Origin of the sequence: Mesorhizobium sp. INR15 (assembly GCF_015500075.1) — a bacterium.
Lineage (GTDB): Bacteria > Pseudomonadota > Alphaproteobacteria > Rhizobiales > Rhizobiaceae > Mesorhizobium.
On sequence record NZ_CP045496.1, the window covers coordinates 5,196,207 to 5,221,923 of the forward strand.

Here is a 25,717-nt window from a genome sequence, read left to right on the forward strand (position 1 = left end):
CCCACCCCTTTCCCCAAGCAAGGAGACCTCCCAAATGTTGAAATCGATCCGAGCCGCCCTGGCGATGAGCGTTATAACATTAACGGCTTTCGGCGCATCATCGGCTTTCGCCGCCCCGCTGAAAGTGGTCGCGAGCTTCACCGTCATTGCTGACTTCGCCAGGAATGTCGGCGGCGATCGGGTCAACATCACCACCATCGTCGGGCCGGATGGCGATGCCCATGTCTACGAGCCAAGCCCGGCCGATGCCGTGGCCATGGCCGGAGCGGATCTTGTGCTGGTCAACGGCCTGCATTTCGAAGGCTTCCTGCAGCGCCTGGTCGATGCCAGCGCCACCAAGGCATCCGTGGTCACCTTGACCAAGGATGTGACGCCGATCGACTTCAAACCCGAGTTCGCCGACGCCGATGCAGCCGAGGGCGCTGATACCGGTGCCGGCAAGACGGTGACCGACCCGCATGCCTTCCAGTCGATCGCCAACGCCAAGATCTATGTGAAGAACATCGCCGAAGCCTTCTGCGCCGCCGACAGCGACGGCTGCGTCAGCTACCAGACCAATGCCGCCGCCTACACCAAGAAGCTCGATGCGCTCGAGGTCGAAGTGAAGGCCGCGATCCAATCAATTCCGGAAAAGAAGCGCGTGGTCATCACCTCGCATGACGCCTTCGGCTATTTCGAGAAGGCGTACGGCCTCACCTTCCTCGCCCCGCAAGGCATTTCCACGGACTCGGAACCTTCCGCCGCCGATGTCGCCAAGCTCGTCAATCAGGTTAAGCAGGACAAGGCGGCGGCGATCTTCGTCGAGAACATCACCAATCCGCGGCTGATCGAGCAGATCGCCAGCGAAACCGGCATCAAGGTTGGCGGCACGCTCTATTCCGACGCCCTGTCGCAGCCCGATGGCCCGGCCTCGACCTATGTCGACATGATGCACAACAACATCGCCAAGATCAAAGGCGCGATCCTCGGCAGCTGACAACCAGGTCTCTCGGAGAGGCGGAGTTTGGACTCCGCCTCTCCGATCTGTATCTGTAATTAAATAACATAACCATCCGGAGCAATTCATGCTGCAGAAATCCGTCTCGAAACATCTCCCCGTCACCGTGCTGTCCGGCTTTCTCGGCGCCGGCAAGACCACGCTCCTGAACCACATCCTGTCGAACCGCGAGGGCCGCCGTGTCGCCGTCATCGTCAACGACATGAGCGAGATCAACATCGACGCCGAACTGGTGCGCGACGGCGCCGACCTGTCGCGCACCGATGAGAAGCTGGTGGAAATGTCGAACGGCTGCATCTGCTGCACGCTGCGCGACGACCTGCTGAAGGAGGTTCGTGCACTGGCCGAACAAGGGCGTTTCGACTACCTGCTGATCGAATCCACTGGTATTTCCGAGCCGTTGCCGGTCGCCGCGACCTTCGACTTCCGCGACGAGAATGGCGACAGCCTGTCCGACGTCGCCCACCTCGACACGATGGTGACGGTCGTCGACGCACTCAACCTGCTGAAGGACTATTCCTCCGCCGATTTCCTCAGCCAACGCGGCCAATCGCTGGGTGAGCAGGACAGTCGCGCACTGGTCGACCTCCTGGTCGAACAGATCGAGTTCGCCGACATCGTGGTACTGAACAAGGTCGGTATGGCCAGCCCGCATCAGCGCGACATGGCACGCTTGATCGTGCGTGCGCTCAACCCCGACGCGGAGATTGTCGAAGCCGATTTCGGACAAGTGCCGCTCGACAAGGTGCTGGCGACCGGGCGCTTCGATTTCGAGAAGGCACAGCAAAACCCGCTCTGGTTCAAGGAGCTCAACGGATTTCGCGACCACATTCCCGAAACCGAGGAATACTGCATCCGCTCCTTCGTCTACCGGGCGCGACAACCTTTCGACCCCGCCAGCTTCCAGGCCTTCATCAACCGCTCCTGGCCGGGTGTGGTGCGTGCCAAGGGGTTTTTCTGGCTGGCGACGCGGCCGCGGCATGTTGGCGAGTTGAGCCACGCCGGCGCATTGGTGCGCACCGAAAAGCGCGGCCTTTGGTGGGCCTCGGTGCCATCGGAGCAATGGCCGGATCATCCCGAATGGTTGGAGAGCATGCAGCCCTATCTCGATCCAGTCTGGGGCGACCGGCGCCAGGAAATGGTCTTCATCGGCTGCGAGCCGATGGATGAGGCCCGCATCCGCGCCGAGTTGGACGACTGCCTGCTCGATGCGACGGACTTCCAGCCCGAACTGTGGCGCGGACTGCCCGATCCTTTCCCGGTTTGGGAGCGCCGGCCTTCCTGACATCCGCGCCGGCTCAAGCCTGATGACGCCCCCTGCCGGGCCACGACAGGCCCGGTTGGATTTCGCGTGGGAAATGTCTATCTGGCAGCGAGATTTCATCTTGTCACCGGCAGATGACCGGATGCAGCTCGGGGGCCCGCGTTTCCATGACCGATTTCACGCCTTTCCAGTCCCTGCTTGGCGGCGCCCTCATTGGCCTGTCGGCAGTGTTCTTGATGGCGCTTCATGGCCGCGTCGCCGGCATGACCGGCATCCTGACTGGCATCATTCCACCGCTTTCAGCGGAATGGCCTTGGCGCGCGGCCTTTCTTGCCGGCGCTATTGTGGTTCCCTTCCTGATTGTACTTGCCGGCCGACACGTCGAGTTCAGTGTTCCAGTTCCGACGCTGGCGCTTGTGATCGGCGGCGTCCTCGTCGGCGTCGGCGTGCATTTCGGCGGCGGCTGCCCAAGCGGGCACGGCATTTGCGGCATTGCACTGCTGTCGCCACGCTCGATCGTTGCCGTCGTGACCTTCATGATCACGGCCTTTGCCACCGTCTTTATCGTCCGCCACGTGATTGGAGGATGATCTCATGAACAAGCTCGTCTCGGCCTTCCTTATCGGTGGTATTTTCGGCCTCGGCATCGCCATTTCCGGCATGATCAATCCGGCCAAGGTGCTGAACTTTTTCGACATCGCCGGCACCTGGGATCCGAGCCTGATCTTCGTCATGGGCGGTGGCCTTGCTGTCGCGTTCGTTGGCTATCGGCTGGTGTTCGGCTGGCGCAAGGCGCCGGTATTCGAGCCCACCTTCGCACGGTCTGCAAGACGCACGATCGACGGCCAGCTTGTCAGCGGCGCCGCCATCTTCGGCATTGGCTGGGGTATTGCCGGCTTCTGCCCGGGCGGTGCCATACCGGCGCTTGGCCTTGGCTATTCATCTACTTTGGTCTTCGTCGCAGCCGTGATAGGCGGCATTGTCGTCGCGCGTTTCGCCAAGGCGCGGCTTGTTCGAGAGGCGGCGGCTTAGGAAATCGTGGCGGCGCCAGTTGCCGGCCACCTCAGGGAGTGGCAAGACTCTCTACAAGCTACAGCGCATTCAACTTCGCGAGGACATCATCATGGAATACCGAGAGATCAGCGAGGACTATTCGGTCTCGGGCCAGATTCAGCCTGAAGACGTTGCAGCCATAAAGGCCGCCGGGTTCAAGAGCATCATCTGCAACCGGCCGGATGATGAACAGCCGGGACAGCCGTCGGCTGACACCGTCAAGGCAGCGGTCACCGCCGCTGGTCTCGCCTTTCGCTACATCCCCGTCATCAGCGGCCAGATGACAGCGGAGAATGTCGAAGAGCAGGCCGAAGCGCTCGACGAGCTGGAAGGACCGGTGTTCGCCTATTGCCGCTCCGGCGCACGCTGCACCAATCTGTTCGCGGCGATCCAGCAGTCGAAGGGCTGAGCGACAGCAAAATCAGATCGGCAAGGCGCCGGTTTCCTTCAGCGTTTCCAGAACGATCGCCGTCTTCACATGCTGGACGGATTCGTGCGGCAGAAGCACTCCGTTGACGAATTCCGACAGCGACTTGAGGTCGGGCGTCACCACTTTCAGGATGTAATCCATCTCTCCGGTCAGCGCGTGCGCCTCCTGCACTTCCGGTAGCCGCGCCACCAATTCGCCGAAGCGCCGGGCGTTGTCCCGGTTGTGCGTGGCGAGCGTCACCGAGATGACGTTGACCAGCGAAAACCCGAGCTTGTCGCGGTCGAGAACGGCACGATAGCCCTTGATGTAGCCATCCTCTTCCAGCCGCTGGCGGCGGCGCGAGCATTGCGATGCCGACAGGTTCACGCGCTCCGAGAGATCATTGTTGGTGAGCCGCGCATCGCCCTGCAAAAGCGCCAATATCTTGCGATCAAATTGATCAATGCGCGTCTCATCCATGGAATTTTCCCATTTCATGCATGTTTCATGCACGACATCACCATTTCAAGCGTTTGAATGCAAGCACCATGCACCGGCTCCGCGCTATGATGGCTTCAGATGGCCTTTCTAGGCCGAGCCAGCTTTCGGAGGAATGCCATGGGTCCCTTCCCGCACGACGCCCCACCCGCCAAGATCAGCGACGCCAATCCGGCTGGAACCGATGGTTTCGAGTTCGTCGAGTTCGCGCATCCGGAACCCGAGAAGCTGGCGGAACTGTTCACCCGCATGGGCTACGAGCCGGTGGCGAAGCACCGCACCAAGAACATCACCGTCTGGCGGCAGGGCGACATCAACTATGTCCTCAATGCCGAGCCCGGCTCGCATGCGATGAAGTTCGTCGACCAGCATGGTCCTTGCGCGGCGTCGATGGCCTGGCGGGTGGTTGATGCCAAGCACGCCTTCGACCATGCCGTCTCCAAGGGCGCTACTCCCTATGAAGGCGAGGACAAGGCGCTCGACGTGCCCGCCATCGTCGGCATCGGCGGCTCCCTGCTTTATTTTATCGAGGCATACGGCAAGAAGGGCTCGGCCTATGACGCCGAGTTCGAGTGGCTCGGCGTGCGCGACCCCCGTCCACAAGGCGTCGGCTTCTATTTTCTCGACCACCTCACCCACAATGTCTATCGCGGCCAGATGGACAAGTGGTGGGATTTCTACCGCGAACTGTTCGGGTTCAAGCAGATCCATTTCTTCGACATCGACGGCAAGATCACCGGCCTGGTCAGCCGCGCCATCACCTCGCCTTGCGGCAAGATCCGCATTCCGCTCAACGAGTCCAAGGACGAGACCAGCCAGATCGCGGAATATCTGAAGAAATACAATGGCGAGGGCATCCAGCACATCGCCGTCGGCACGGATGAAATCTATGCTGCCACCGACAAGCTGGCCGCCAACGGGCTGAAGTTCATGCCCGGCCCGCCCGAGACCTACTACGACATGTCCTATGCCAGGGTGAACGGCCATGACGAACCGATCGAGCGGATGAAGAAGCATGGCATCCTCATCGATGGCGAAGGCGTCGTCGATGGCGGCATGACCAAGATCCTGCTGCAGATTTTCTCGAAGACCGTGATCGGGCCGATCTTCTTCGAGTTCATCCAGCGCAAGGGCGACGAAGGCTTTGGCGAAGGCAATTTCCGTGCGCTGTTCGAATCGATCGAGCAGGACCAGATCAAGCGTGGCGTGATCAAGGTCCAGGCCGCCGAATAGGTTTCAGGTCGAGCGGATTGCGCCAGCTTCGAAGGTCGGAAACGATTTTCGGAGCTGACGCAAAATTCAGTTCTGGAGCCCCAGCCGCTCGACCTCTTCTTTTCTTACCTTCAGATCATAGCCGACGGAGAATTCGTCGAGTTACGGTTGAGCGGATGCACTCGCGGCGTCACCCGTTTGACCGGAGCAGGAAAGCGCCTGCCGCCAGCAGGGCAAATCCGGCGAGAACAATCAGCAGTAGCCCATTCATGCGCCGGCGCATGGCTTGCGTTTCCACGTCCCGCGCGACGTTCAGGTTGGTGATGGTGTGAAACATCATCGCCTTGCGTGGAAACCCGCTGCGATTGGTGAGGTCAGGCGAACGTGCTTCGATACGGTAGCTCAGCCGGATCGCCTGAATGAAGATCGCCAGCATGACGAGAGCCCAGACACCGCAGACAAGATAGATTGACGACCCTATCATTCCCTCTCCCCTATTTGACGTATTTCTCCACCGTCTGTTCGATCGCGCCAAAGATCGAATGGCCGCCCCTGTCCTTCATTTCGATGCGAACCGTGTCGCCGAAGCGCAGGAACGGCGTCTTCGGCTCGCCTGCCTCGATGGTCTCGATCATGCGCAGTTCGGCGATGCAGGAATAGCCGGCGCCACCAGCCGAGACCGGCCTGCCCGGCCCGCCGTCAAGCTTGTTGGAGACAGTGCCGGAGCCGATGATAGTGCCGGCAAGCAATGGCCGTGTTTTCGCGGCATGAACGATCAGCGCCGGGAAATCGAAGGTCATGTCGACGCCGGCATTGGCGCGGCCGAATGGCTTGCCGTTGAGATCGGCGAGCAGCGGCAGGCTGACCTTGCCGCCGTCCCAGGCGTCGCCCAGCTCATTCGGCGTGACCGCGACAGGCGAAAAGGCCGATGACGGTTTGGACTGGAAGAAACCGAAGCCCTTGGCCAACTCCAATCCTGTGAGTGCACGCAAGGTGACATCATTGACCAGCATGATCAGCCGGATCGCCGCGCGTGCCTCGTCTAAGCTTGCGGCCATCGGCACGTCGTCGACGATGACCGTCACTTCCGCTTCCATGTCGATACCGAAGGCCTCATCAGCCATGCGGATCGGATCGCGCGGCGGGATGAAGCTGTCGGAACCACCCTGGTAGATTAGCGGATCGGTCCAGAAACTTGCCGGCATCTCGGCGCCGCGCGCCTTCCGCACCAGTTCGACATGGTTCACATAGGCCGAGCCATCCGCCCACTGGTAGGCGCGTGGTAGCGGCGAATGCGCGTCGTGCTCATGGAACCGCTCGGAAGGCACCGCATTGCTTTCCAGCGATTCCGCGATGGTCGCCAGATGCGGCGCGATGCGCTGCCAATTGTCGAGCGCCGCCTGCAAAGTCGGCACCAGGAACGAGGCATCGGTGTAGCGCGTCAGGTCACGCGAAACGATGACCAGCTTTCCGTCGCGTGTCCCGTCCTTCATTGTGGCAAGCTTCATGCGGTTTCCTCTCCAGATGCGGCTTTGGCGCCGCTTGGTTCCACAACAAGGCCGTCGCGGGCGATCGTCAAGCCGCCAGCCCGTGTTTTCCTGACAACAACCTTCCAACCGGCTTCGCCGATCTCAGGATCGCCGGGCCACCCTTCGAGCCGAGAAGCACGAGGCGATTGGTAATCAAGACCAATCACCCTCGGGCGTGCCGTTGAAGCGCTTTTTCAAGTCGGCCCAGCAATCGATGTAATTGTCCTGCCGGGTTTCGAGTTCGGCGCCATAGCGCGTCAGCATCTGCGGGTAGCGGGTCTCGAACATGAAGGCCATGGTGTTGTCGAGCTTGACGGGTTTCAAGTCGACGCGCGAGGCTTTTTCGAAGCCAGGCGCATCCGGGCCATGGGCCAGCATCAGGTTGTGCAGGCTGATGCCGCCGGGCACGAAACCCTCTTCCTTGGCGTCGTACTGGCCGTGGATCAGCCCCATGAACTCGCTCATGATGTTGCGGTGGTACCAAGGCGGGCGGAACGTGTCTTCCGCCACCAGCCAGCGTGGCGGGAAGATGACGAAATCGATATTGGCCGTGCCTTCCTCGCCACTTGGCGCGGTCAGTACGGTGAAGATCGACGGGTCAGGATGGTCGAACAGCAGCGCACCGACCGGCGAAAAGGTCGCCAGGTCATATTTGTAAGGCGCGTAGTTGCCATGCCACGCCACCACATCGAGCGGTGAATGGCCGATCTCGATGACATGGAAATTTCCGCACCATTTCACCGTCAGCCGGCACGGCGTTTCCTTCTCCTCGTACCAGGCGCAGGGCGTCTTGAAGTCGCGCGGATTGGCCAGGCAATTGGCGCCGATCGGGCCGCGATCCGGCAGCGTCAGCTTGGCGCCGTAGTTCTCGCAGACATAGCCGCGCACTTCCTTGTCCACGAGTTCGACCTTGAAGACGAGGCCGCGCGGCAGCACGGCGATCTCGCCGGGGCGCAACTCGATGACGCCCATTTCCGTGATGAAGCGCAAGCTACCCACCTGCGGCACCACCAGCAACTCGCCGTCGGCGTTGAAGAAATGGTCGTCGACCATGGAAGTGTTGGCGACATAGACATGGGCCGCCATGCCCGTCTGCCCCAGCACGTCGCCTGCAGTGGTGATGGAGCGTATGCCCGCTATGAAATCCGTTGGCTCCTTCGGCATAGGCACCGGGTTCCAGCGGTACTGTCCGAGCGCCAGTTCGTGGTCACCGACATTGGGCGCGCTCTTCCAAAGGGGATAGCTGGCTGGTTTGAAGCGGCCGGTGTGCTTGACACTTGGGCGAATGCGATAGAGCCAGGAGCGTTCATTGGTGCCGCGCGGAGCGGTAAAGGGCGAGCCGGAAAGCTGCTCGGCATAGAGGCCGTAGGCCGGCCGCTGCGGCGAGTTTCGGCCCTGCGGCAGCGAGCCTGGCAGCGTTTCGGTTTCAAAGTCGTTGCCGAAACCCGGCATGTAGGAAAAGGCCATCGCGTCCTCCCGGAATGGATCTCAATTGACCAAACTGGTTTCATTTGTAACCATCGAAAATGTAACCATCAACGGCTCCGGGATGAGAATAGATGGAAAAGGACGTTCTTGAGCTCGAAAGCTTCCTGCCCTATCGGCTCTACCGCCTCGCGGAGGCCGTCAGCCGCGAATTCGCCGCCGTCTACAAGGATCGCCACGGCCTGACCCGACCGGAATGGCGTACGCTGGCTGGGCTTGGCCAGCATGGCACGATGACTGCAACAGCACTCGGCGAACAATCGGCGATGCACAAGACCAAGGTCTCGCGAGCCGTGGCGGAGCTTGAAAGGCGGCGCTGGCTCGTCCGTACATCGGATGAAAACGACCGACGCGTCGAGCACCTGACGCTGACGCGAGCCGGCCTTGCCGCCTATCGCGAAATGGTGCCGCTGGCGAAGGCGTTCGAACAGGAGTTGCTGGCGAAGCTCAGTGCCGGCGAGCGTGGCGCTATCGCAGGAGGATTGGCTTCACTGGAGGCCAATCTGGCCTCAACGACCGGCTAGCGTCAACCCGATCGTTCTGAACGACTGGGCAGATCTTTATCCGCCTTTTGGCATCTTTCGGGTGAGCGACCAATCTTGAGCAAAAAACTCGATAGTTTCATCTCGAAAATAGAACAAGAAATGCCGTGAATTCGGGCTGTCCTGCGATAGAACCTCCCAATCCAGATCATTGATTGCGTGGTCGTCGCCGATCACCTCATAGAACTCGCCCCATTCTGGAGCCTGATTGCTGTAGCGGCCTTTGCCTGCAAACCAAGCGTGATCATTGGTAGCGTCCCATCGCAAACGATCACAGCCAACGAAGCGAAGTGTTCCTATCTCTCCCACTTTGGCATCGTATGCCCATGGATTCAAAAGGAAGGAGAGTCGAACTACGTCACCTTCGACGGTCAGTTCGACGTCAGGAGCATTAGGCTCGGCATTCCAATCCGTATTCAGGTGTCGAAAAGATAACTGGCTCACCAGTCCATCACCACCTTGCCCGAACTGCCGCTGCGCATGGCATCGAATCCTGCCTGGAAGTCGTCGATGCCGATGCGGTGGGTGATAAGCTGGGAAACGTCGAGCGGACCCTGCACCAGCGCGATCATCTTGTACCAGGTCTCGAACATCTCACGGCCATAGATGCCCTTGAGATGCAGCATCTTGAAGATGACCTTGTTCCAGTCGATCTCGAAGCCGGTCGGCGCGATGCCCAGAATAGCGATCTTGCCGCCATTGTTCATGGTGTCGATCATATCGCGGAAAGCCGGCGCCGCGCCCGACATTTCAAGCCCGACATCGAAACCTTCGGTCATGCCGAGCGCCGGCATCACGTCGCGCAGCTTTTCCTTGGAGGCGTCGACGACATGCTGGACGCCGAGCTTTTTCGCCAGCGCCAAACGGACGGGGTTGATGTCGGTGATGACGACTTTTCGCGCGCCGACGCACTGCGCCACCAAAGCACCCATGATGCCGATAGGCCCGGCGCCGGTAACCAGCACATCCTCGCCAACCAGGTCGAAGGACAGCGCCGTGTGGACCGCATTGCCGAGCGGGTCAAAAATGGCGGCGATCTCATCCGGCACACCATCGGGAATCGGCACGACATTGTGTTGCGGGATCGCCAGATACTCGCCGAAGGCGCCAGGACGGTTGACGCCGACGCCGAGTGTATTGCGGCACAGGTGCCCCCTGCCCGCCCGGCAGTTGCGGCAATGACCGCAGACGATATGGCCTTCGCCCGACACGCGCTGGCCGACCTTGTACTCGGTGACCGCCGCGCCGAAATCGGCGACCGTTCCGACGAACTCGTGGCCGGTGACCATCGGCACCGGCACGGTCTTCTGCGCCCATTGATCCCAATTGTAGATGTGAACATCGGTGCCGCAGATCGCCGTCTTCTTGACCTTGATCAGCACGTCGTTCGGGCCGATCTCCGGCACCGGCACTTCTTCCATCCAGATGCCCGGCTCGGCCTTGGCCTTCACCAGCGCCTTCATCATGTTCGACATTCTCTTGTCCCTTGAATCTCTTGATCCGGAATCGCTTTTCGATACCGGTCTTTTAGGAAATCACGCCCAGCTCGCGCCCGACTTCGCCGAAGGCAGCCACCGCACGATCAATGTCGGCGCTGGAATGCGCGGCCGACATCTGCGTGCGGATGCGTGCCTGGCCCTTTGGCACCACCGGAAACGCGAAGCCAATCACGTAGATGCCCCGCTTCAGCATGCGCGCCGCCATTTCCTGCGCCAGTGTCGCGTCGCCCAACATCACCGGAATGATCGGATGATCGGCGCCGGCGAGCGTGAAACCGAGCTTGCCCATCTCGGATCTGAACCGCGCCGCATTGGCATATAGCTGCTCGCGCAAGGCGTCACCATCGCGGACCAGCTCGAACACCTTGATCGAGGCACCCGCGATCGCCGGCATCAGCGTGTTGGAAAAAAGATAGGGCCGCGAACGCTGGCGCAGCCAGTCAACCACCTGCTTTCGGCCGGAAGTATAACCGCCCGAGGCGCCGCCCAGCGCCTTTCCAAGCGTGCCGGTGATGATATCCACCCTGCCCTCGACGCCGCAATGCTCGGCCGAGCCACGGCCATTCTTGCCAACGAAACCAACGGCGTGGCTGTCATCGACCATCACCATGGCGTCGTATTTCTCGGCGAGATCGCAGACGCCTTTCAAGTTGGCGATGATACCGTCCATGGAGAACACGCCGTCCGTGGCGATCAGCCGGAAGCGGCAGTCTTTTGCTTCCTTCAGCCGGGCTTCCAGATCGGCCATGTCGTTGTTGGCATAACGAAAGCGCTTGGCCTTCGACAGCCGCACGCCATCGATGATCGAAGCGTGATTGAGTGCGTCGGAAATGATCGCATCGTCCTCGCCCAGCAGTGTCTCGAACAAGCCGCCATTGGCATCGAAACACGAACCGTAGAGAATGGTGTCCTCAAGGCCGAGGAAGCTCGAAATCGTGGCTTCAAGCTGCTTGTGCTCTTCCTGCGTGCCGCAGATGAAGCGTACCGAGGCCATGCCGTAGCCATAGCGGTCCAGCGCCTTGCTGGCGGCGTGGCGCAGATCGGCACTGTCGGCGAGGCCAAGATAGTTGTTGGCGCAGAAATTCAGCACCCTCTGCCCACCAACCTCGATCTCGGCCGACTGCATCGAGGAGATCACCCGCTCGGATTTATAGAGACCCGCCGACCTCAATCCTGCAAGCTCACTGTCGATATGGGAGAGGAATGCTGCGGTCATCACGAGGCCCCGTTTGATATGGGCCGACTGTCGTCCCGCCAGCGCGAAAAATCCACCGCAAAAACGACCGGATCGGTGGTTCGATGGCATCGGGCCTGAGCGTCGTCCGAACGGCGTCGTTGCGTGGCGAAAATGGCCGTTTCAGAGACATTCAAATGCAGGCACATCCAGAAAGGACCCGATAACCATTTCTCGATCATTCAACGCTGGCCGACGATGGCAACTTGCCGTTTTCCAGACCTGTTAACATTTGCAAGGCAATGGTTCTCGCAGCAGGAATCCGTTGGCGAGAGGGCCGCCCAAGAAAATGTCGCAGCAGCAGCCGGTGCAAACCGTTTCAGGCAAGCTCACACTGCTGATCAAGGCTGGCTACTGGCTGGCATTGCTGATCATAGCAGCCATGGTGATGGCCTCATTCATCCTGCTCCAGCAGATGATGGCGACCCAGCGGCACAATCACACCTTGCTCGACATCGTCAGCACGCAAAAGGCGTTGTCGCAACGTATCGTCTTCCTGGCCAGCGCAACGGGCGCGGCATCGCGCGACAAGCAGCCGGCCCTGGTCAGCGCGCTCAAGCAGGCGACCACAGAATTCGAGACGAACTATGACCTTCTTTTGAAGCAAACCGGCGCGGATCCGCAATCGCCAGCACGGCTCGATCCGAAATCGATCGAGAGCGTGCTGTTCGCCAAGCCGTTTCACCTGGATTATTTCTCGGTCGGGCTGATCGCCAATGGCGAGCGCCTGATCTCGTCATTTGAATCCCAGCTGACCAAGACCGACGACAGCGGCTACAAGGGCGGCGGCGAGCGCGTCAACCTCGACGCATCGGTCGCCAACGCGACCTTGTCGGGGTACGCCGCACTCGGCCAGCGTATCAGTGCCTTTGCCGACGAACGCTCGGAAAACCTGCTCCAACTGCACAAGACACTGTTCTTCGCCACCATTGCCGTCATCCTGCTGGTGGCTCTGTTCATCTTCAGGCCGATGTCGAACGCCATTCTGCGCAAGACGCACGAGCTGGTCGATGCCCGCAATTCGATGGCTTTCATCGCCGTGCATGACGGATTGACCGGCCTGCACAACCGCACCTTCCTGACCGATCATTTCGAAACTCTGATCAAGAGCGCACATCGCCGGCGTGAGCGCCTTGCCGTGGTGCAGCTCGACCTCGACCGGTTCAAGCAGATCAACGATACGCTTGGTCACGCCGCCGGCGACTATGTGCTGGTCGTCACGGCGCAGCGGATGCGTGATTCCTGCCGCGCATCCGATCTGTGCGCGCGCCTTGGCGGCGACGAGTTTGTCATGATCCTCAGCGGCGCCGGCGGCACCGAGGACATCAACATGCTGGCAAGGCGCATTCTGGCGCATATCAACGAGCCTATCGTCTTCCAGGGCACGACCATTCTGCCAGGCGCCAGCGGCGGCATTGCCGTCTATCCCATTGATGCCGATAATGCGCAGGATCTGCTCGTTCACGCCGATCTCGCGCTTTATTCCGCCAAGAAAATGGGCGGCGGCAATTTCTCGTTCTTCTCCGAGGAATTGAGGCGAGAGCTCGACTACCGCAAGCAGCTTGAGCACGACATCAAGGTCGCGATCTCCGAACAGGCGTTTCAGGTCTATTTCCAGCCGCAGGTCTCACTGACCCACGGCACGATCAGCGGTATCGAGGCCCTGGTTCGCTGGAACCACGCCGAACGCGGCATGATCGCACCAGGCGAATTCATTCCCGTTGCCGAAAAATGCGGCTTCATGCCCGAGATCGGCCGCATCGTCATCAGCAAGGCGATCAACGAGGCCGCCGAATGGAACCGTGCCGGCATCGCCTTCGGGCGGCTCGCGGTCAACGTGTCTGGCACGGAGCTGCGGGAACACGACTTCGATACCTTCCTGTTCGAGACTCTCGAAAAAGCGGGATTGCCGCCGCAGAAGCTGTCGCTGGAAATCGTCGAATCCGTCATCCTCGACGACGAGAAGACCGGCATTGCCGCCAAGCTGCGCCACATCCGCGCCGCGGGCGTGCATCTGGAGCTCGATGATTTCGGCACTGGCTATGCATCGCTCAGCCATGTCAACCCGAACGAGATCGACCGGCTGAAGATCGACCGCCGCTTCGTCCAGAATATCCACGAGAATGGCGACAACTCGAAGATCGTGCGGGCCATCACGGAGCTCGCCCGCGGCCTCGGCATATCGATTGTCGCCGAAGGCGCCGAAACCGAGGCGGAGCTCAAATCGCTGATGGCGATCGGCTGCGACCAGGTACAGGGCTATTCCATCGCCTTCCCGATGCCACAGGACAAGGCACGGGAATGGCTGACTGCCCGCATGCCGAAGAAGGCCAGGCTGACAGTGCTGCAGGGAAGCCTGGCCTAAGCACCCCAAGCGCCTTGACAAGCTGCCGCGAAAATGGCGGCCTGTCGCGATCGGACACGGGTATCGCGGATCATGACGCCGTTTCGATTTGCCTTGGCGGTGCTATTGATCGTCGCGTTCCCCGCGCATGCAACGGATCGTACGATCTACCTTACCTTCGACGATGGCCCGCTGAACGGCACCAGCAACATTCTCGACGTGCTGGAGGCTGAGCAGGTTCCGGCGACCATGTTCATGGTCGGCATGCATGCTCAGGCGAACGCGGCCAACAGAGCGCTTGTGCAGCGCGCCAAGCAGCTTTCACTGGTAGCGGTCGGCAACCACAGCTACAGCCACGCCAACAATCGCTACCAGCATTTCTACGCCGACACCGAGGGCGTCGTCGCCGACATGTTGCGGGCGAACGCGGTGCTCGGACTCAAGCCGGCGGTGCATGCAAGGCTACCGGGGCGTGACGTGTTCCGGCTGCCCTCGATGTCTAAGAACGACACCTCGCTCGGTCTCGCCCAGGAAGGCCGTGAGGAGCCAGACTACGAATTTGTCGCCGCGTCGGGTTTCTACCTCTATGGCTGGGATCATGAATGGGTGCACGAAGACAGTGGCAAGCCGGTGCAGAGCGTCGACCATCTGGTGAGCGAAATCGATCACCTGTTCGGCTACGGGCGCTTTGTGAAGCCGGGAAAACTGATCCTGCTGATGCACGACCAGATGTTTCAGGACGCCTTTGATGGCAAGACGAAACTGACAAATTTGATCATCGCGTTGAAACAGCGCCACTACAGCTTCGGCGCCATTGCGGACTATGATCGCTGACAGGTCCCGTCAGGCTCCGACATTGGCACGCAGTGCCGCAAGCACGGCCGCGAATTCCGCTAGCCGCTCATCGGGCAACCCTGCGCGCAGCCGTTTGTCGAAGCCAAGCGCTGCCATGCGCAGCCTCTCAAACATCGCCTCTCCGGCTTCGGTCAACTCGACGAGATGAACACGGCGGTTGACCGGATCGCGGCGCCGCGTCAGCAGCCCCTGCGCTTCCATACCGTTGAGATGATGGGTAAGCGTGGCCCCCTGGATCCCGATCATACCGGCCAATTCGCGCTGGTTGGCCAGCTCGCTCGACTTGACTGAAAGCAAGGTGAGCCAGACCGGCAGCGTGCCGCCGGCCTCGACCAGTGTGGCATCAAAGGCCTGCGCGACGAGCTTGGCGGTACGACCGAGATTCATGCCGACAGGCGGACGTTCAAAAGGAGTCATGAGCCGACACTAGACGGTGTTTCCCGAGGAGGAAACTGGTTCGCCCATTCGCATTGACATCTAATCGTTCGATATCTAACTATATCGTCGATTGTTATCAGCGAAGGGACGCTCCGCTATGCAATATGTCTACATCGCAGTCGTCGGTTTTCATGTCATGGCCGGCGTGTTCTGGGCAGGCACCACGATGACAATGGCCCGCGACCCGGAAATCCGGGTGGAGCGACTTTTGCGGCCGCAGATGGGCGCGGCCATGGGTGTTTTCCTGACTGGTGCGCTGCTCTGGTATTTCTTCCATGGCGCCTATTTCGGCTCGACGGAAATGGTGCTCGCGTTGGGCATCCTGACCGCACTGGCCGCCGCTGGCGTGCAAGGCGCGGTGGTTGGGTCAGCCAGCCGCCAGCTCGCCGACTCCGATCCCACCGCGCATCCACGGCTGCGCGCCCGGATGACGATGGGCGAACGCATTGCAGCGGGGCTGCTGGCCATCACCGTACTGTGCATGGCGGTAGCGAGATTCCTTTAGGCGGCAACCACGGATCACAAGAACCGCACGGCATCCGGCTACAAACCGATGACGTGCGCGGCGCGCGGATCGAACCGACGTACAAGGGCTCTCGTACAGACGTCCGGCTGCGCGCCACCAACTTCCCCAAGCGGTTTCAGATCCGCAAGCCAAACCTGATCCCGTCATAGATCGCGGCGTGGATGTTGCGCGAGGCAACGGCATCGCCGATGCGCAACAGCACAAACCCGCCTTCCGCATTGCGTTGCGGAAAGATGTCGCCGCCATTGACCAGATGCTCGTAGTCGATCGCGCCACCGTTCTTGGACAGCGGTTTCAGGACGAGATAAAGGTCATCGAGCGGCAGCGTGCCATGCTCGACCACGACCTGGTCGACCCGACGCTCGCCGCGCCAGCCATCGGCAAAGTCCGAAGCGAGCTCAGCGACCAGTTGATTGCCCTCGCGCCGCACCGAGCGCAGCCGGGTGTTGATGGTGACAGTGACGCCCTTTTCCTGGAAGGCCCTGACATAAGGCACGTGGTTCATGCCGCCCATTTCCGGGGCAAAGAAGCGTTCCGGCGAGACAAGCTCCAGTTTTGAACCGCTGCCGGCGATCAATTCGGCCGCTCCCATGCCCTGATGGCCGCCATTGTCGTCATAGAGCAGCACGTTGTCGGCCGGTTTGACACTGCCGGCCATGATATCCCAGCTCGACGTGACGAGATTGTCGCCGGCCACCAATGGCGGGTTCTGCGGCAGACCGCCGGTGGCGATCACCACGACGTCGGGCGCCAGGGCGAGCACATCGTCCTTCTCGGCCCAGGTATCATAGCGGATCTCGACACCCAGCCGTGCAAGTTCAGCCAGCCGCCAGTCGATGATGCCGATCAATTCCTTGCGGCGCGGATTCTGCGTCGCCAGCCGCACTTGCCCGCCGGCCTGCGAGGACGCTTCAAGGACTGTGACCTGATGACCCCGCTCGGCGGCAACGCGCGCCGCCTCCAACCCACCGGCGCCGGCGCCGACAACAATGACCTTGTGTTTCGGGCCCTCGGTCCTGGCGATGATGTGCGGGATTTCGGCCTCGCGGCCGGTCGCGGCGTTGTGGACGCACAGCGCTTCGCCGCCCTCATAGATGCGGTCGAGGCAATAAGTGGCGCCAACACAGGGGCGGATCTCGTGCTCGCGGCCTTCCATGACCTTGCGGATGATATGCGGGTCGGCGATGTGGGCGCGGGTCATGCCGACCATATCCAGCTTGCCGGTGGCAATGGCGTGCCGCGCGGTGGCGACATCGGAAATCCGTGCTGCGTGAAAGGTCGGGAACTTCGTCGCCGCCCTCACCTCGCCAGCGAAGTCGAGATGCGGCGACGAGCGCATGCCGGTGACGGGAATGACCTTGGTCAGGGCGGCATCGGTCTCGATCGAGCCGCGGATGATGTTGAGGAAGTCGACCTTGCCGGAGCCAGCCAGCCGCTTGGCGATATCAACGCCCTCTTCTTTCGACAGGCCTTGCGAAAAATCCTCGTCGGCGACCATGCGGATGCCGACAATGAATTTTTCGCCGACTGCGGCGCGCACCGCGTCGAGCACCATGTCGGAGAAGCGCAGGCGATTGTCCAGCGAACCGCCGAACTCGTCGTCCCTCTGGTTTGTAGCCGGTGACCAGAAACCGTCCATCAGATGGCCGTAGGCCTCGAATTCGATGCCGTCGAGGCCGGCTGCCTGACAGCGTTGGGCGGCGGAAGCATAATCGGCAATGATGCGCTCCATATCCCAGTCCTCGATGGTCTTGGGGAAGGCGCGATGCGCTGGCTCGCGCACCGGCGATGCCGACAGAACCGGGAGCCAGTCGGCCTTGTTCCAGCCGGTGCGTCGGCCCAGATGGGTGATCTGGATCATCACCTTGCAATCATGTTCATGGCAGGTGTCGGCAAGCTCGGCCAGCCACGGCACGATGCGGTCGTCATAGACATGCAGATTGCCGAAGGCGGCGGGGCTGTCGCGAGAGACGATCGCCGAGCCGGCGGTCATGGTCAACGCCATGCCGCCCTTGGCCTTTTCGGCATGATAGAGCCGGTAGCGCTCTTTCGGCATGCCGTCTTCGGAATAGGCCGGCTCATGGCTGGTCGACATGACCCGGTTCTTCAACGTCAGGTGCTTGAGCTGGTAGGGCTGGAGAAGCGGATCGTTGCTGGTCATCGTCTTCCTGCTGTTTCAATGGTGGCGGGGCCGCCTGTGCGGATCCGGCCTTTCACTCGATCTTCGGATTTGGTCGAAAACCGCTGCGAAGTTTTCGGTACGGTGCTAATGAGCGCCACAAATCCCGGGAGTACCGCCCATGACCGTGACAGAAAACCTCACCCAGCTCGGCGCCAAGGTCGAGACGCCGGAAAACCCTGATGTCGCGGTGCTGGAAACCGTGCCGTTTTCGCGTGGTGACGGACCGCCGGCGATCGTGCGCTTCACTTGCCCTGAATTCACGTCGCTGTGTCCGATGACCGGCCAGCCGGATTTCGCCCATATCGTTATCGACTACGCTCCAGACGCGGCACTGGTGGAATCCAAGTCGCTCAAGCTGTTCATGACCTCGTTCCGCAACCACGGCGCCTTTCATGAAGAGTGCACCATCATGATCGGCCGCCGCATCGTGGCAGCGACCAAGCCGCTGTGGTTGCGCATTGGCGGCTACTGGTATCCGCGCGGCGGCATCCCGATCGACGTGTTCTGGCAGACGGGTGCCCCTCCGGAAGGCGCGTGGCTGCCCGAAACCGGCGTCGCACCCTATCGCGGGCGCGGTTGAGCGGGCTTCTGTGACGACACAACGCATCAGTTGAGCGGAAGCCGCCGATAGCGGCCGGGATTGGCCGGATCGCTGAAATGGGCCATCGGCCCGTGCTCGGCAAAGTGAGCAGCCCAGCGCCGCATGGCAATCGGGTCAAGTTCGACGCCGAGCCCGTTTCCTTCCGGCACGCTGACAGTGTTTGCGGTCTGCCGGAAGGGTCCGTCCTTGATGACATCGCCAATCTGCCAGCGAAACAGCGACTGCGACGCCTCGGTGATCCATGGGGTAGCAGCCACCACGTGCAGATAGGCCGCTGTCATGATGCCGAGATCATTGGAATAGCACCAGAAGCCCTTGCCCATCGCCTCGCAGGCAGCAACGAACTTCAGCGTCTTGGACAGACCGCCCAACGCAGCGAAATTGCAGACGAAATAATCCGGCGCGCCAAGTGCCACAGCCCGTCGCAAATCGGGAATGTGCGTTGAAAACGGGATGCGCGAATGCTGGCGCAATGCCGCCATCTCCTCGAACGACCCAACCGGATCCTCGTAGTTGCGGATGTTGAACGGCTCGATCTCGCGCAACACCCAGCGCGCACTGGTCAGCGACCACTGCATGTTGGAATCGAGCCTGATCTGCGCTTCGGGACCGAGCGCCTCGCGCAGCATGCGCACCGTTCTGATCTCGAGCTGCGGATCACCCATGATCAGCTTGCCCTCGAAAATCGTCGAGCCATGTTGCTCGCGCATCTTCAGGCAGTAGTCGACGATGGCCTCGGGGCTCATCTCGCCGCCCGCTCCGCTCTGGGCCGGGCGAAACGCGAAATACTCGGAGAACGGGATTTCCTTGCGCACCGCCCCGCCGAGAAGCTTGTAGAGCGGCATGCCGAATACCTTGCCCCTTATGTCCCACAGCGCCAGTTCGACGGCGCCGAAAGCCACCGAGGCGGCGTTCTCACCGGTGTTGGCGGTGATTTGCCAGGGCGGCACGCAGCGGGCCTCGCAATCGGCGAGATCAAGCGGATCGGCGCCGATCAGAGCCGGCGCGATCTCCGCCTTGATCACCTCGCCGAAATGCCACCATGGCGCCTCGCCAAGGCCGACAACGCCTTGATCCGTCTCGACCTCGATGATCGACTTCGAGGCGCCGCCATAAAGCCCCGCCGTCCACCAGAACGGGGCGTCAAACGGCACGTTGACATGGGTGACGCGGATGTTGGTGATCTTCATCTTGCCCTATTCACACTGGTATTGGCTCAACGCCCACTCCCCTGTCACCGACAGGAGGTCCGATATCTTCCAGTCGCGATCGACCTTCTTCAATTTCCATTCCAGCCGATGCGGATTGCCTGACACGACGAAGGCGACGATGACCTTGGCCTCGTCGCCTTTGACCGCCTCCAGGGTTTTCAGGCTCTTGTCGATCTCGGCCTTGTCATAGTCGGCATTGTCCAGCGCCATGTTGGCATCGAGACACTCGCCCTGCCCGGATTTTCGCAGTGCATCACTCTTGTCGAGCACGGTCTTTGCCGGATCGATGAAATGACCGCGCTGAGCCGGATCGATCTCAACCCCGACCTGATCGTAGAACGGCCTGACAACCGCCGTCGGTGATCCCGGCTGTATCGGCGCGGCCGGCGTGCTGTCGGGCGGCGACCATCCGACCGGGGGCGTCGCCGGCGGCGCGGCGTCGCCAGGCGCATTCGCGGGCGGCGCGCCAAGCAGGCCCTCCGCCAAAGCAAGGCTACCCGGCGTCATCAGCAGACAGGCAATCGACAGTGCGAAGGAGCAGCGGCGGGCCATTGCATCACTCCGGGATTTGGCCTGCCATGCATTCCAACTGGCTGAGCGTCCAGTCGCTGGTCTTCGAGGCGATGTCCGATATCTTCCATTTGCCGTCGATCTTCTTCAGGAACCAGTGCATCTCGCGCGCCGAATCGTCACCTTCCGGAAACAGTTTGAAGGTCGCGGTCACCTGCGCGCCGTCGCCATCAACCACCTCAGCCAGCTTCAATGTCTTGCCGATGGTTTTCTGATCAAAATCCTGCGCATCCAGGCCGGGGTCGAAATCGATGCAGGCGACCTGGTCCGGGTTCTTCTTGGCCGCCTGGTCGTTGAGGTCAAACAGTTTGGTGACCGGTTCGGTAAAGCGGTCACGGTATTTCGCGTCGGCTTCGAACTTGACCGCCGGGACATAGAAGAACTTCACGGCGTCGGACGCCGGTCCGGCAAAAGCCGCGGCGGGTGCCGCGATCGAGAGTATGGCGACAACAAGCGGCAGTTTCATGCATTTCCCCGGATGCTGGACGATAGAGCCCTATCAATACCACGCATCTTGCATCTCGGCCTTTTTGCGGTCCATGAAATCTTGCGGCGCTTGCTGCCGCGCCCCTGGCCGTTGGCTCAGCCTTCCAGCCAGACGTTCTGGAGATCCATCTCGAATGTCTGGTGGACACTGTAGTTTCTCACCTTCTTGTTCATGTGGCTGTAGAGCTTCTGCCAGTAGGGCTGAATAATGACGCCTGAATCCTGAAGGATCTGCTCGACATCCTTCATCACCTCGCGCCGCTTGGCCACGTCTATGAGCGAGAGAGCCTGCTTGAGCTTGGCGTCAAAATCGGGGTTGGCATACGCCGATTCATTCCAGGCCTCGCCCGTGCGGTAGCCGAGCGCCAGCACCTGCACGCCGAGCGGGCGCATGTACCAGATCGTCATCGAGTATGGGTATTTCGTCCAGTCGTTCCAGAAGGTCGAGCCGGGCAGAACCGTACGCTTTACCTTGATGCCGGCATCGCGCAACTGGCCGGCAATCGCGTCGCCGGTGTTCTTTTGCCAGTCATCCTCGATCGTGATCAGCTCATGTTCGAAGTCGGCCTGTCCGGCATCGGCCATCAGCTTCTTGGCGCCGGCCGCGTCCCGCGTCTTCTTGGGCAACGGATAGTATTCCGGATGAATTGGACTGACGTGATGGTTCTCGCCAACCGTCCCTCGCCCGGCATAGCCGAGTTCGAGGACGGCATTGTTGTCGACTGCCATCTGCAAGGCGTTGCGCACCCGCTTGTCATCATAGGGCTTGTGCGTGATGTTGGTGCGGGCAACTAGCGTGGTCGCTGTCGCGACTTCGGACTTTGCCAGCCCCATCTTGTCGAGTATTTCGATAAAGTCGGCGGGCGACTCGAAATTGAGATCGATCTCGCCTGACTCGAATGCATTCACCGAAGCGTTGAAGTCGGTGCCGTAGTCGATGAATTCCACGCTGTCGAGCGGCGCTTCGCCGCCCCACCATTTGCCGCTCTCGCGCCGCTTGACGACCGCTTTCTGGCCAACGGCATAGGACACGAGCTCAAATGGCCCGGTGCCGATCGGCTTGGCGATCGGATCGGCGCCGTCGGCATCGAACTTGCGGTGAACGACCAGCGCCGGATAGTCGGTGAAGTTCGGGATCAGCGAGATATCGGGTTCACTGAGCTTCAGCTTGACGGTGTTGTCGTCGACCTTGGTAATCGCGCCATCCCTGGCTTTGCCGGTCTTGGTGTCGATCAGCGCCCCAACCCGCGCGGCCATGGAATTGCCCGCGGTATCTTTCTCGCACCAGCGCGTCAGGTTGTGCACCACATCGTCGGCGTTGAAGGCATCGCCATTATTCCAGGTGATGCCCTTGCGCACGTGAAGAACATATTCGGTGGCGTCGTCATTGACGTCCCAGCTTTCCAGCAAGACTGGTTCGAAAGTGAACTCGCGGGTATAGCGCACAAGCGGCTCCAGCCAGCAGCGCGAGATATTCGCGAGTTCGACCCAGTCGTAAGTGCGCGGATCCTTCTGCGCTTTCACCGAAATCGATATGTGAAGCGTTCCGCCTTTCTTCGGCTCCTCCGCCAAGGCGCGTTCCGGCACGGCGAGGCCGATCATGCCGTAGGCAAGGGCCGTCGATGCCCCAAACGCGCTTGCCAGCGCCAGGAATTCGCGCCGGTCCATCCGTCCCGCACAGGCCTCTTGCGCCATCGCCTCGATGGTGACGGGCACGCGATCGCCATTACTGCTGAAGACTGACATTTTATCCTCCGCTTTCCGCATTGTTCGCTGCGTGTTGTTTGTTGTCTTGCGTTGAAATTCAGTACCAGGCGTCGGCCACTTCGGCCTTCTTGCGGCCCATGAAATCCAGAAGCTCCTCGTCGACCGCCACATCCAGCGGCGGCGCCTGATACTCGGCCAAGGCCTTTTTCCAGCGGCGGTTGGCGCGGATCGCGGCATCTTCGGAGCCCGCTGCTTGCCATTTCTCGTAAGGCTCGTTGTCGGCGATCTCGGAATCCCAGAATGCTGTCTCGTAATTCGCCAAGGTATGAGCACTGCCGAAGAAGTGGCTGCCTGGCCCGACCTCCTTGAAGGCATCGAGTGCCAGCTGGTTGTCGTCGATCTTCACGCCATCGAGATAGGTGTGCAGCGCGCCGCAGAAATCCGCATCCATGACGAACTTCTCGTAGGACATCGACAAAAGCCCATCGAGGAAACCCGCTGAATGCAGGATGAAATTCGCGCCGCAATGCACCGCCGCCAGCATCGACATGGTGCCTTCGTTCATGGCGTGCGCGTCGGGCAGTTTCGAGGTTGTGAAATTGCCCGAACATCTGAGCGGCAGGTTCAGCCGCCGCGCCAATTGCCCGATGACCATCGAGCCGATCGCCGGCTCCGGCGTGCCGAAGGTCGGCGATCCCGAGCGCAGCGACATCGACGACAGGAAATTGCCGAAGATCACCGGCGCGCCTGGCCGTTCGAGCTGGGTCAGCGCGCAGCCGGCCATTGTTTCGGCCAGCGACTGGGCGATGGCGCCGGCATTGGTCACCGGCCCCATGGCGCCGCCAAGGATGAACGGCACGATCACGGCTGCCTGGTTGGCGCGGGCATAGGCGCGCAAAGCCGTCGTCATCGTCGCGTCCCAGACCAGCGGTGAGTTGACGTTGACGTTGCCGAGAATGACGCAGTTCCGGTCGACAAAGTCGCGGCCGAAGACGATGCGCGCCATGTCGATCGAATCTTCCGCGCGACTCTCGGCCGTGACGGACCCCATGAAGCCCCGATCAGAGTACTTGATATGGCTGTAGACCATATCAAGGTGGCGCTTGTTGACGGGCACGTCGACCGGCTCGCAGATGGTGCCGCCGGAATGATGCAGCCAGGGTGAAGACTGCGCCAGCTTCACGAAATTGCGGAAATCCTCGATCGTGCCATAGCGGCGGCCCGTGTCGATATCCATGACGAAGGGCGAGCCATAGGCCGGAGAGAAGATGACGCTCTTGCCGCCGATCTCGACCGAATTGGCCGGGTTGCGCGCATGCTGGGTGAAGGTGGCCGGCGCGGTCTTGAGGATTTCGCGCAGCATGCCTGGCTCGAACTTGACCAATACCCCGTCGATATTGGCCCCTGCCCGCTTCCAGTGCGCAAGCGCCACGGCGTCGTCGCGAAACTCGATGCCGATCTCGGCGAGGATCCGGTCGGCCGTGGCTTCGATACGCAGAAGGTTTTCCTCCGACAGGATGTCGTAGGTCGGGATGTTGCGGATGATGTAGGGGCGGCCGAGCCCTTCAGAGCCATGCGAGCGCAGCTCGCGCCGGGCAATGCGCCCGCCGCCACGCTCGCGGCGCTTGGCGGGTTCGATCGTCTTCTCGGCGGCCGCTGCAATCATCAAGCTTCTCCTCAGCATCCAATCTAGCCGCACAAAATGTCGCTGTGACGCTGGAAAATCCTGATCTCTTGTATAAGCTGGACTTATGCGAAGCCTCCGCCATCTCCTGCCTTCGGCGGGCAGCCTGATCGTCTTCGAGGCAGCTGGACGGCTGTCGAGCTTCACCGCCGCCGGGCGGGAGCTTGGCATGACGCAGGCTGCCGTGTCCTATGCGATCCGCGGGCTAGAGGACCAGCTTGGCGCCAAGCTGTTCCAGCGCCGGCACCGGCATGTCAGCCTTACCGAGGCTGGTGAGCGCTTCCATGCCGACGTCTCGCTTGGCCTGTCGCATATCCGCAAGTCGGCGGAGGACCTACGCCAGGTCGCCATCGGCGGCCATGTCACGCTGGCGGCCTCGACGGCTTTCGCCTCCTTCTGGATGATGCCGCGCCTGCAGCAGTTCCGCGACGAATTGCCTGGCGTCGATCTGCGCATCCAGACCGCCGACCGTGATCTCGACATCATCGCTGAGGAGATCCCGCTCGGGGTGCGCGGCGGCGAGCCCAAGGACTGGCCGAACTATCATGCGCTGCCGCTGGCTGATGAAGAGATATTCCCGGTCGCTGGCGCGAGCTATGTGACGCGGTTCGGACTGCCGGACAGCCTTGAGGGCCTTGCGTCGCACCGCCTCATCCATCTCGAGGAGCCATTTCGTGAAGCCGCGAGCTGGGATGAATGGTTCCAATCCGCCGGGGCCAAGACGACCGACCTGGGGCGCGGCCTGCGCATCAACGACTATGCGCTGGTGATCCAGGCGGTCATGGAAGGTCAAGGCATTGCGCTCGGCTGGCGTCATCTTGCCGAACGCCTGCTGGCGTCAGGGCTGCTGGTGCGTGTCACCGGCCACACCATGACGACAGGCAAGGGTTTCTACGTCGTCTGGCCGAAAAACCAGGAGCTTGCGGAAAACGCCCGCAAGGTGCGCGACTGGCTAGTCGCGCAGGCTTGAAGCCGCCGAAGGCCGCAATCCGGCTGGTCGGATTACGGCGCTCAAAGTTCTGTTCAGTCCGAACCGTCGTTCTTCAAGCCGAGCACGTCGATCTTCTCGATGGTCGGCGGGCCGACGAACAGCGCTTCGGCGTTGGCCATCAAGGCCTTGGCAATCTCGCCGGTGAGATGCGCCTGCCGCCCTGTCTCGTCATGGAAGGCATCGAAGACGCCGAAGACGCTGGGCGACAACTGCAGCGCGAACCAGATCGGCGTCTTGGCTTCCTGATTGGCCATTTGCAGTCCTACCTTCAGGAATGCGGCGACGTCCTTCTCCTTGCCGGGCTTGGCTTCGAAGCGTGCGAACAATGCGAGTTTGATCATCTCAATTCTCCTGTTGGTGTTTCCTCGCGGCCGAGCCGGCCGTCGATATCAACCCTCGC

At 61.2% G+C, this 25,717-nt stretch carries 27 protein-coding genes and 1 pseudogene; 12 read left to right on the forward strand and 16 right to left on the reverse strand.

What is annotated here, in order from left to right; translation table 11 throughout:
- Nucleotides 1-34: 34 nt before the first annotated feature.
- The 5 genes from aztC to GA829_RS25385 all read left to right on the forward strand — a co-directional run bounded on the left by aztC (nt 35) and on the right by GA829_RS25385 (nt 3,723).
- Nucleotides 35-976 (forward strand): zinc ABC transporter substrate-binding protein AztC, encoded by a 942-nt coding sequence (gene aztC / locus GA829_RS25365; RefSeq protein ID WP_195175326.1) that lies wholly within the window; start codon nt 35-37, stop codon nt 974-976.
- A gap of 88 nt (nt 977-1,064) precedes the next feature.
- A complete protein-coding gene (gene zigA / locus GA829_RS25370; RefSeq protein WP_195175327.1) occupies nt 1,065-2,282 on the forward strand; it encodes a zinc metallochaperone GTPase ZigA in 1,218 nt (405 codons plus the stop codon).
- A gap of 146 nt (nt 2,283-2,428) precedes the next feature.
- Nucleotides 2,429-2,851: a YeeE/YedE family protein gene (locus GA829_RS25375; protein ID WP_195175328.1), complete on the forward strand. Its 423-nt coding sequence runs from the start codon at nt 2,429-2,431 to the stop codon at nt 2,849-2,851.
- 4 nt (nt 2,852-2,855) lie between these two features.
- Entirely contained in the window at nt 2,856-3,293 is a 438-nt protein-coding gene (locus GA829_RS25380) for a DUF6691 family protein (RefSeq protein ID WP_195175329.1), read from the forward strand.
- Nucleotides 3,294-3,384: 91 nt separating this feature from the next.
- Nucleotides 3,385-3,723, forward strand: a complete 339-nt coding sequence (locus GA829_RS25385) for a protein tyrosine phosphatase family protein (protein WP_195175330.1) — start codon at nt 3,385-3,387, stop codon at nt 3,721-3,723.
- Nucleotides 3,724-3,735: 12 nt separating this feature from the next.
- On the opposite strand, the gene GA829_RS25390 is transcribed toward GA829_RS25385, so the two are convergent.
- Nucleotides 3,736-4,203: an Lrp/AsnC family transcriptional regulator gene (locus GA829_RS25390; RefSeq protein WP_195175331.1), complete on the reverse strand. Its 468-nt coding sequence runs from the start codon at nt 4,201-4,203 to the stop codon at nt 3,736-3,738.
- A gap of 138 nt (nt 4,204-4,341) precedes the next feature.
- On the opposite strand from GA829_RS25390, the gene hppD reads away from it, so the two are divergent.
- On the forward strand, nt 4,342-5,454 hold the full coding sequence (gene hppD / locus GA829_RS25395; protein WP_195175332.1) for a 4-hydroxyphenylpyruvate dioxygenase: 1,113 nt from the start codon (nt 4,342-4,344) through the stop codon (nt 5,452-5,454).
- 169 nt (nt 5,455-5,623) lie between these two features.
- Here hppD and GA829_RS25400 read toward each other — a convergent pair whose 3' ends face one another.
- The 4 genes and pseudogenes from GA829_RS25400 to hmgA all read right to left on the reverse strand — a co-directional run bounded on the left by GA829_RS25400 (nt 5,624) and on the right by hmgA (nt 8,429).
- Nucleotides 5,624-5,869: a hypothetical protein gene (locus GA829_RS25400; RefSeq protein WP_258051909.1), complete on the reverse strand. Its 246-nt coding sequence runs from the start codon at nt 5,867-5,869 to the stop codon at nt 5,624-5,626.
- 58 nt (nt 5,870-5,927) lie between these two features.
- Nucleotides 5,928-6,941 carry a fumarylacetoacetate hydrolase family protein gene (locus GA829_RS25405; RefSeq protein WP_195175334.1) on the reverse strand — a complete coding sequence of 338 codons (1,014 nt, stop codon included), beginning with the start codon at nt 6,939-6,941 and terminating at the stop codon, nt 5,928-5,930.
- Nucleotides 6,938-7,072 (reverse strand): annotated as a pseudogene (locus GA829_RS36880) (MBL fold metallo-hydrolase); the annotation flags it as partial. The gene GA829_RS25405 and the pseudogene GA829_RS36880, both read right to left, overlap by 4 nt.
- A gap of 43 nt (nt 7,073-7,115) precedes the next feature.
- Nucleotides 7,116-8,429 carry a homogentisate 1,2-dioxygenase gene (gene hmgA, locus GA829_RS25410; protein ID WP_195175335.1) on the reverse strand — a complete coding sequence of 438 codons (1,314 nt, stop codon included), beginning with the start codon at nt 8,427-8,429 and terminating at the stop codon, nt 7,116-7,118.
- A 92-nt stretch (nt 8,430-8,521) separates the two neighbouring features.
- Between hmgA and GA829_RS25415 the strand changes: the two genes are divergently transcribed.
- Nucleotides 8,522-8,971, forward strand: coding sequence for a MarR family winged helix-turn-helix transcriptional regulator (locus GA829_RS25415; protein WP_195175336.1), 450 nt, complete (start codon nt 8,522-8,524; stop codon nt 8,969-8,971).
- Between the two features lie 36 nt (nt 8,972-9,007).
- On the opposite strand, the gene GA829_RS25420 is transcribed toward GA829_RS25415, so the two are convergent.
- From GA829_RS25420 to GA829_RS25430, 3 genes are read right to left on the reverse strand one after another with little or no spacing between them, the layout of a single operon-like run.
- A complete protein-coding gene (locus tag GA829_RS25420) occupies nt 9,008-9,433 on the reverse strand; it encodes a hypothetical protein (RefSeq protein WP_195175337.1) in 426 nt (141 codons plus the stop codon).
- A complete protein-coding gene (tdh, locus tag GA829_RS25425; RefSeq protein WP_195175338.1) occupies nt 9,430-10,464 on the reverse strand; it encodes an L-threonine 3-dehydrogenase in 1,035 nt (344 codons plus the stop codon). Before tdh ends, GA829_RS25420 begins: the two co-directional genes overlap by 4 nt.
- A 52-nt stretch (nt 10,465-10,516) precedes the next feature.
- Complete coding sequence (locus GA829_RS25430; RefSeq protein WP_195175339.1) at nt 10,517-11,704, reverse strand: glycine C-acetyltransferase; 1,188 nt, start codon at nt 11,702-11,704, stop codon at nt 10,517-10,519.
- A 307-nt stretch (nt 11,705-12,011) separates the two neighbouring features.
- Between GA829_RS25430 and GA829_RS25435 the strand changes: the two genes are divergently transcribed.
- Nucleotides 12,012-14,087, forward strand: a complete 2,076-nt coding sequence (locus GA829_RS25435) for a putative bifunctional diguanylate cyclase/phosphodiesterase (protein WP_195175340.1) — start codon at nt 12,012-12,014, stop codon at nt 14,085-14,087.
- A gap of 72 nt (nt 14,088-14,159) precedes the next feature.
- Entirely contained in the window at nt 14,160-14,900 is a 741-nt protein-coding gene (locus GA829_RS25440; RefSeq protein WP_195175341.1) for a polysaccharide deacetylase family protein, read from the forward strand.
- Between the two features lie 9 nt (nt 14,901-14,909).
- Here the strand turns inward: GA829_RS25440 and GA829_RS25445 are convergent, their stop codons facing one another.
- Complete coding sequence (locus GA829_RS25445; protein WP_195175342.1) at nt 14,910-15,338, reverse strand: MarR family winged helix-turn-helix transcriptional regulator; 429 nt, start codon at nt 15,336-15,338, stop codon at nt 14,910-14,912.
- Nucleotides 15,339-15,456: 118 nt separating this feature from the next.
- On the opposite strand from GA829_RS25445, the gene GA829_RS25450 reads away from it, so the two are divergent.
- Entirely contained in the window at nt 15,457-15,864 is a 408-nt protein-coding gene (locus tag GA829_RS25450; protein WP_195175343.1) for a hypothetical protein, read from the forward strand.
- Between the two features lie 136 nt (nt 15,865-16,000).
- Here the strand turns inward: GA829_RS25450 and GA829_RS25455 are convergent, their stop codons facing one another.
- On the reverse strand, nt 16,001-18,046 hold the full coding sequence (locus tag GA829_RS25455) for an oxidoreductase (protein ID WP_195175344.1): 2,046 nt from the start codon (nt 18,044-18,046) through the stop codon (nt 16,001-16,003).
- A 139-nt stretch (nt 18,047-18,185) separates the two neighbouring features.
- Here GA829_RS25455 and queF point away from each other — a divergent pair, with 139 nt between their 5' ends.
- Entirely contained in the window at nt 18,186-18,647 is a 462-nt protein-coding gene (gene queF / locus GA829_RS25460) for a preQ(1) synthase (protein WP_195175345.1), read from the forward strand.
- A 26-nt stretch (nt 18,648-18,673) separates the two neighbouring features.
- Here queF and GA829_RS25465 read toward each other — a convergent pair whose 3' ends face one another.
- The 5 genes from GA829_RS25465 to GA829_RS25485 all read right to left on the reverse strand — a co-directional run bounded on the left by GA829_RS25465 (nt 18,674) and on the right by GA829_RS25485 (nt 24,308).
- Nucleotides 18,674-19,858, reverse strand: a complete 1,185-nt coding sequence (locus GA829_RS25465) for a mandelate racemase/muconate lactonizing enzyme family protein (protein ID WP_195175346.1) — start codon at nt 19,856-19,858, stop codon at nt 18,674-18,676.
- A gap of 6 nt (nt 19,859-19,864) precedes the next feature.
- On the reverse strand, nt 19,865-20,431 hold the full coding sequence (locus tag GA829_RS25470; RefSeq protein WP_195175347.1) for a YqhG/Tai3 family protein: 567 nt from the start codon (nt 20,429-20,431) through the stop codon (nt 19,865-19,867).
- 4 nt (nt 20,432-20,435) lie between these two features.
- A complete protein-coding gene (locus tag GA829_RS25475) occupies nt 20,436-20,915 on the reverse strand; it encodes a DUF3828 domain-containing protein (RefSeq protein WP_195175348.1) in 480 nt (159 codons plus the stop codon).
- 116 nt (nt 20,916-21,031) lie between these two features.
- Nucleotides 21,032-22,681: an ABC transporter substrate-binding protein gene (locus GA829_RS25480; RefSeq protein ID WP_195175349.1), complete on the reverse strand. Its 1,650-nt coding sequence runs from the start codon at nt 22,679-22,681 to the stop codon at nt 21,032-21,034.
- Between the two features lie 58 nt (nt 22,682-22,739).
- Nucleotides 22,740-24,308, reverse strand: a complete 1,569-nt coding sequence (locus GA829_RS25485) for a trimethylamine methyltransferase family protein (protein WP_195175350.1) — start codon at nt 24,306-24,308, stop codon at nt 22,740-22,742.
- Nucleotides 24,309-24,393: 85 nt separating this feature from the next.
- Between GA829_RS25485 and GA829_RS25490 the strand changes: the two genes are divergently transcribed.
- On the forward strand, nt 24,394-25,296 hold the full coding sequence (locus tag GA829_RS25490; protein ID WP_195175351.1) for a LysR substrate-binding domain-containing protein: 903 nt from the start codon (nt 24,394-24,396) through the stop codon (nt 25,294-25,296).
- A gap of 53 nt (nt 25,297-25,349) precedes the next feature.
- Here the strand turns inward: GA829_RS25490 and GA829_RS25495 are convergent, their stop codons facing one another.
- Nucleotides 25,350-25,658, reverse strand: a complete 309-nt coding sequence (locus tag GA829_RS25495; protein ID WP_195175352.1) for a putative quinol monooxygenase — start codon at nt 25,656-25,658, stop codon at nt 25,350-25,352.
- Between the last annotated feature and the right edge of the window lie 59 nt (nt 25,659-25,717).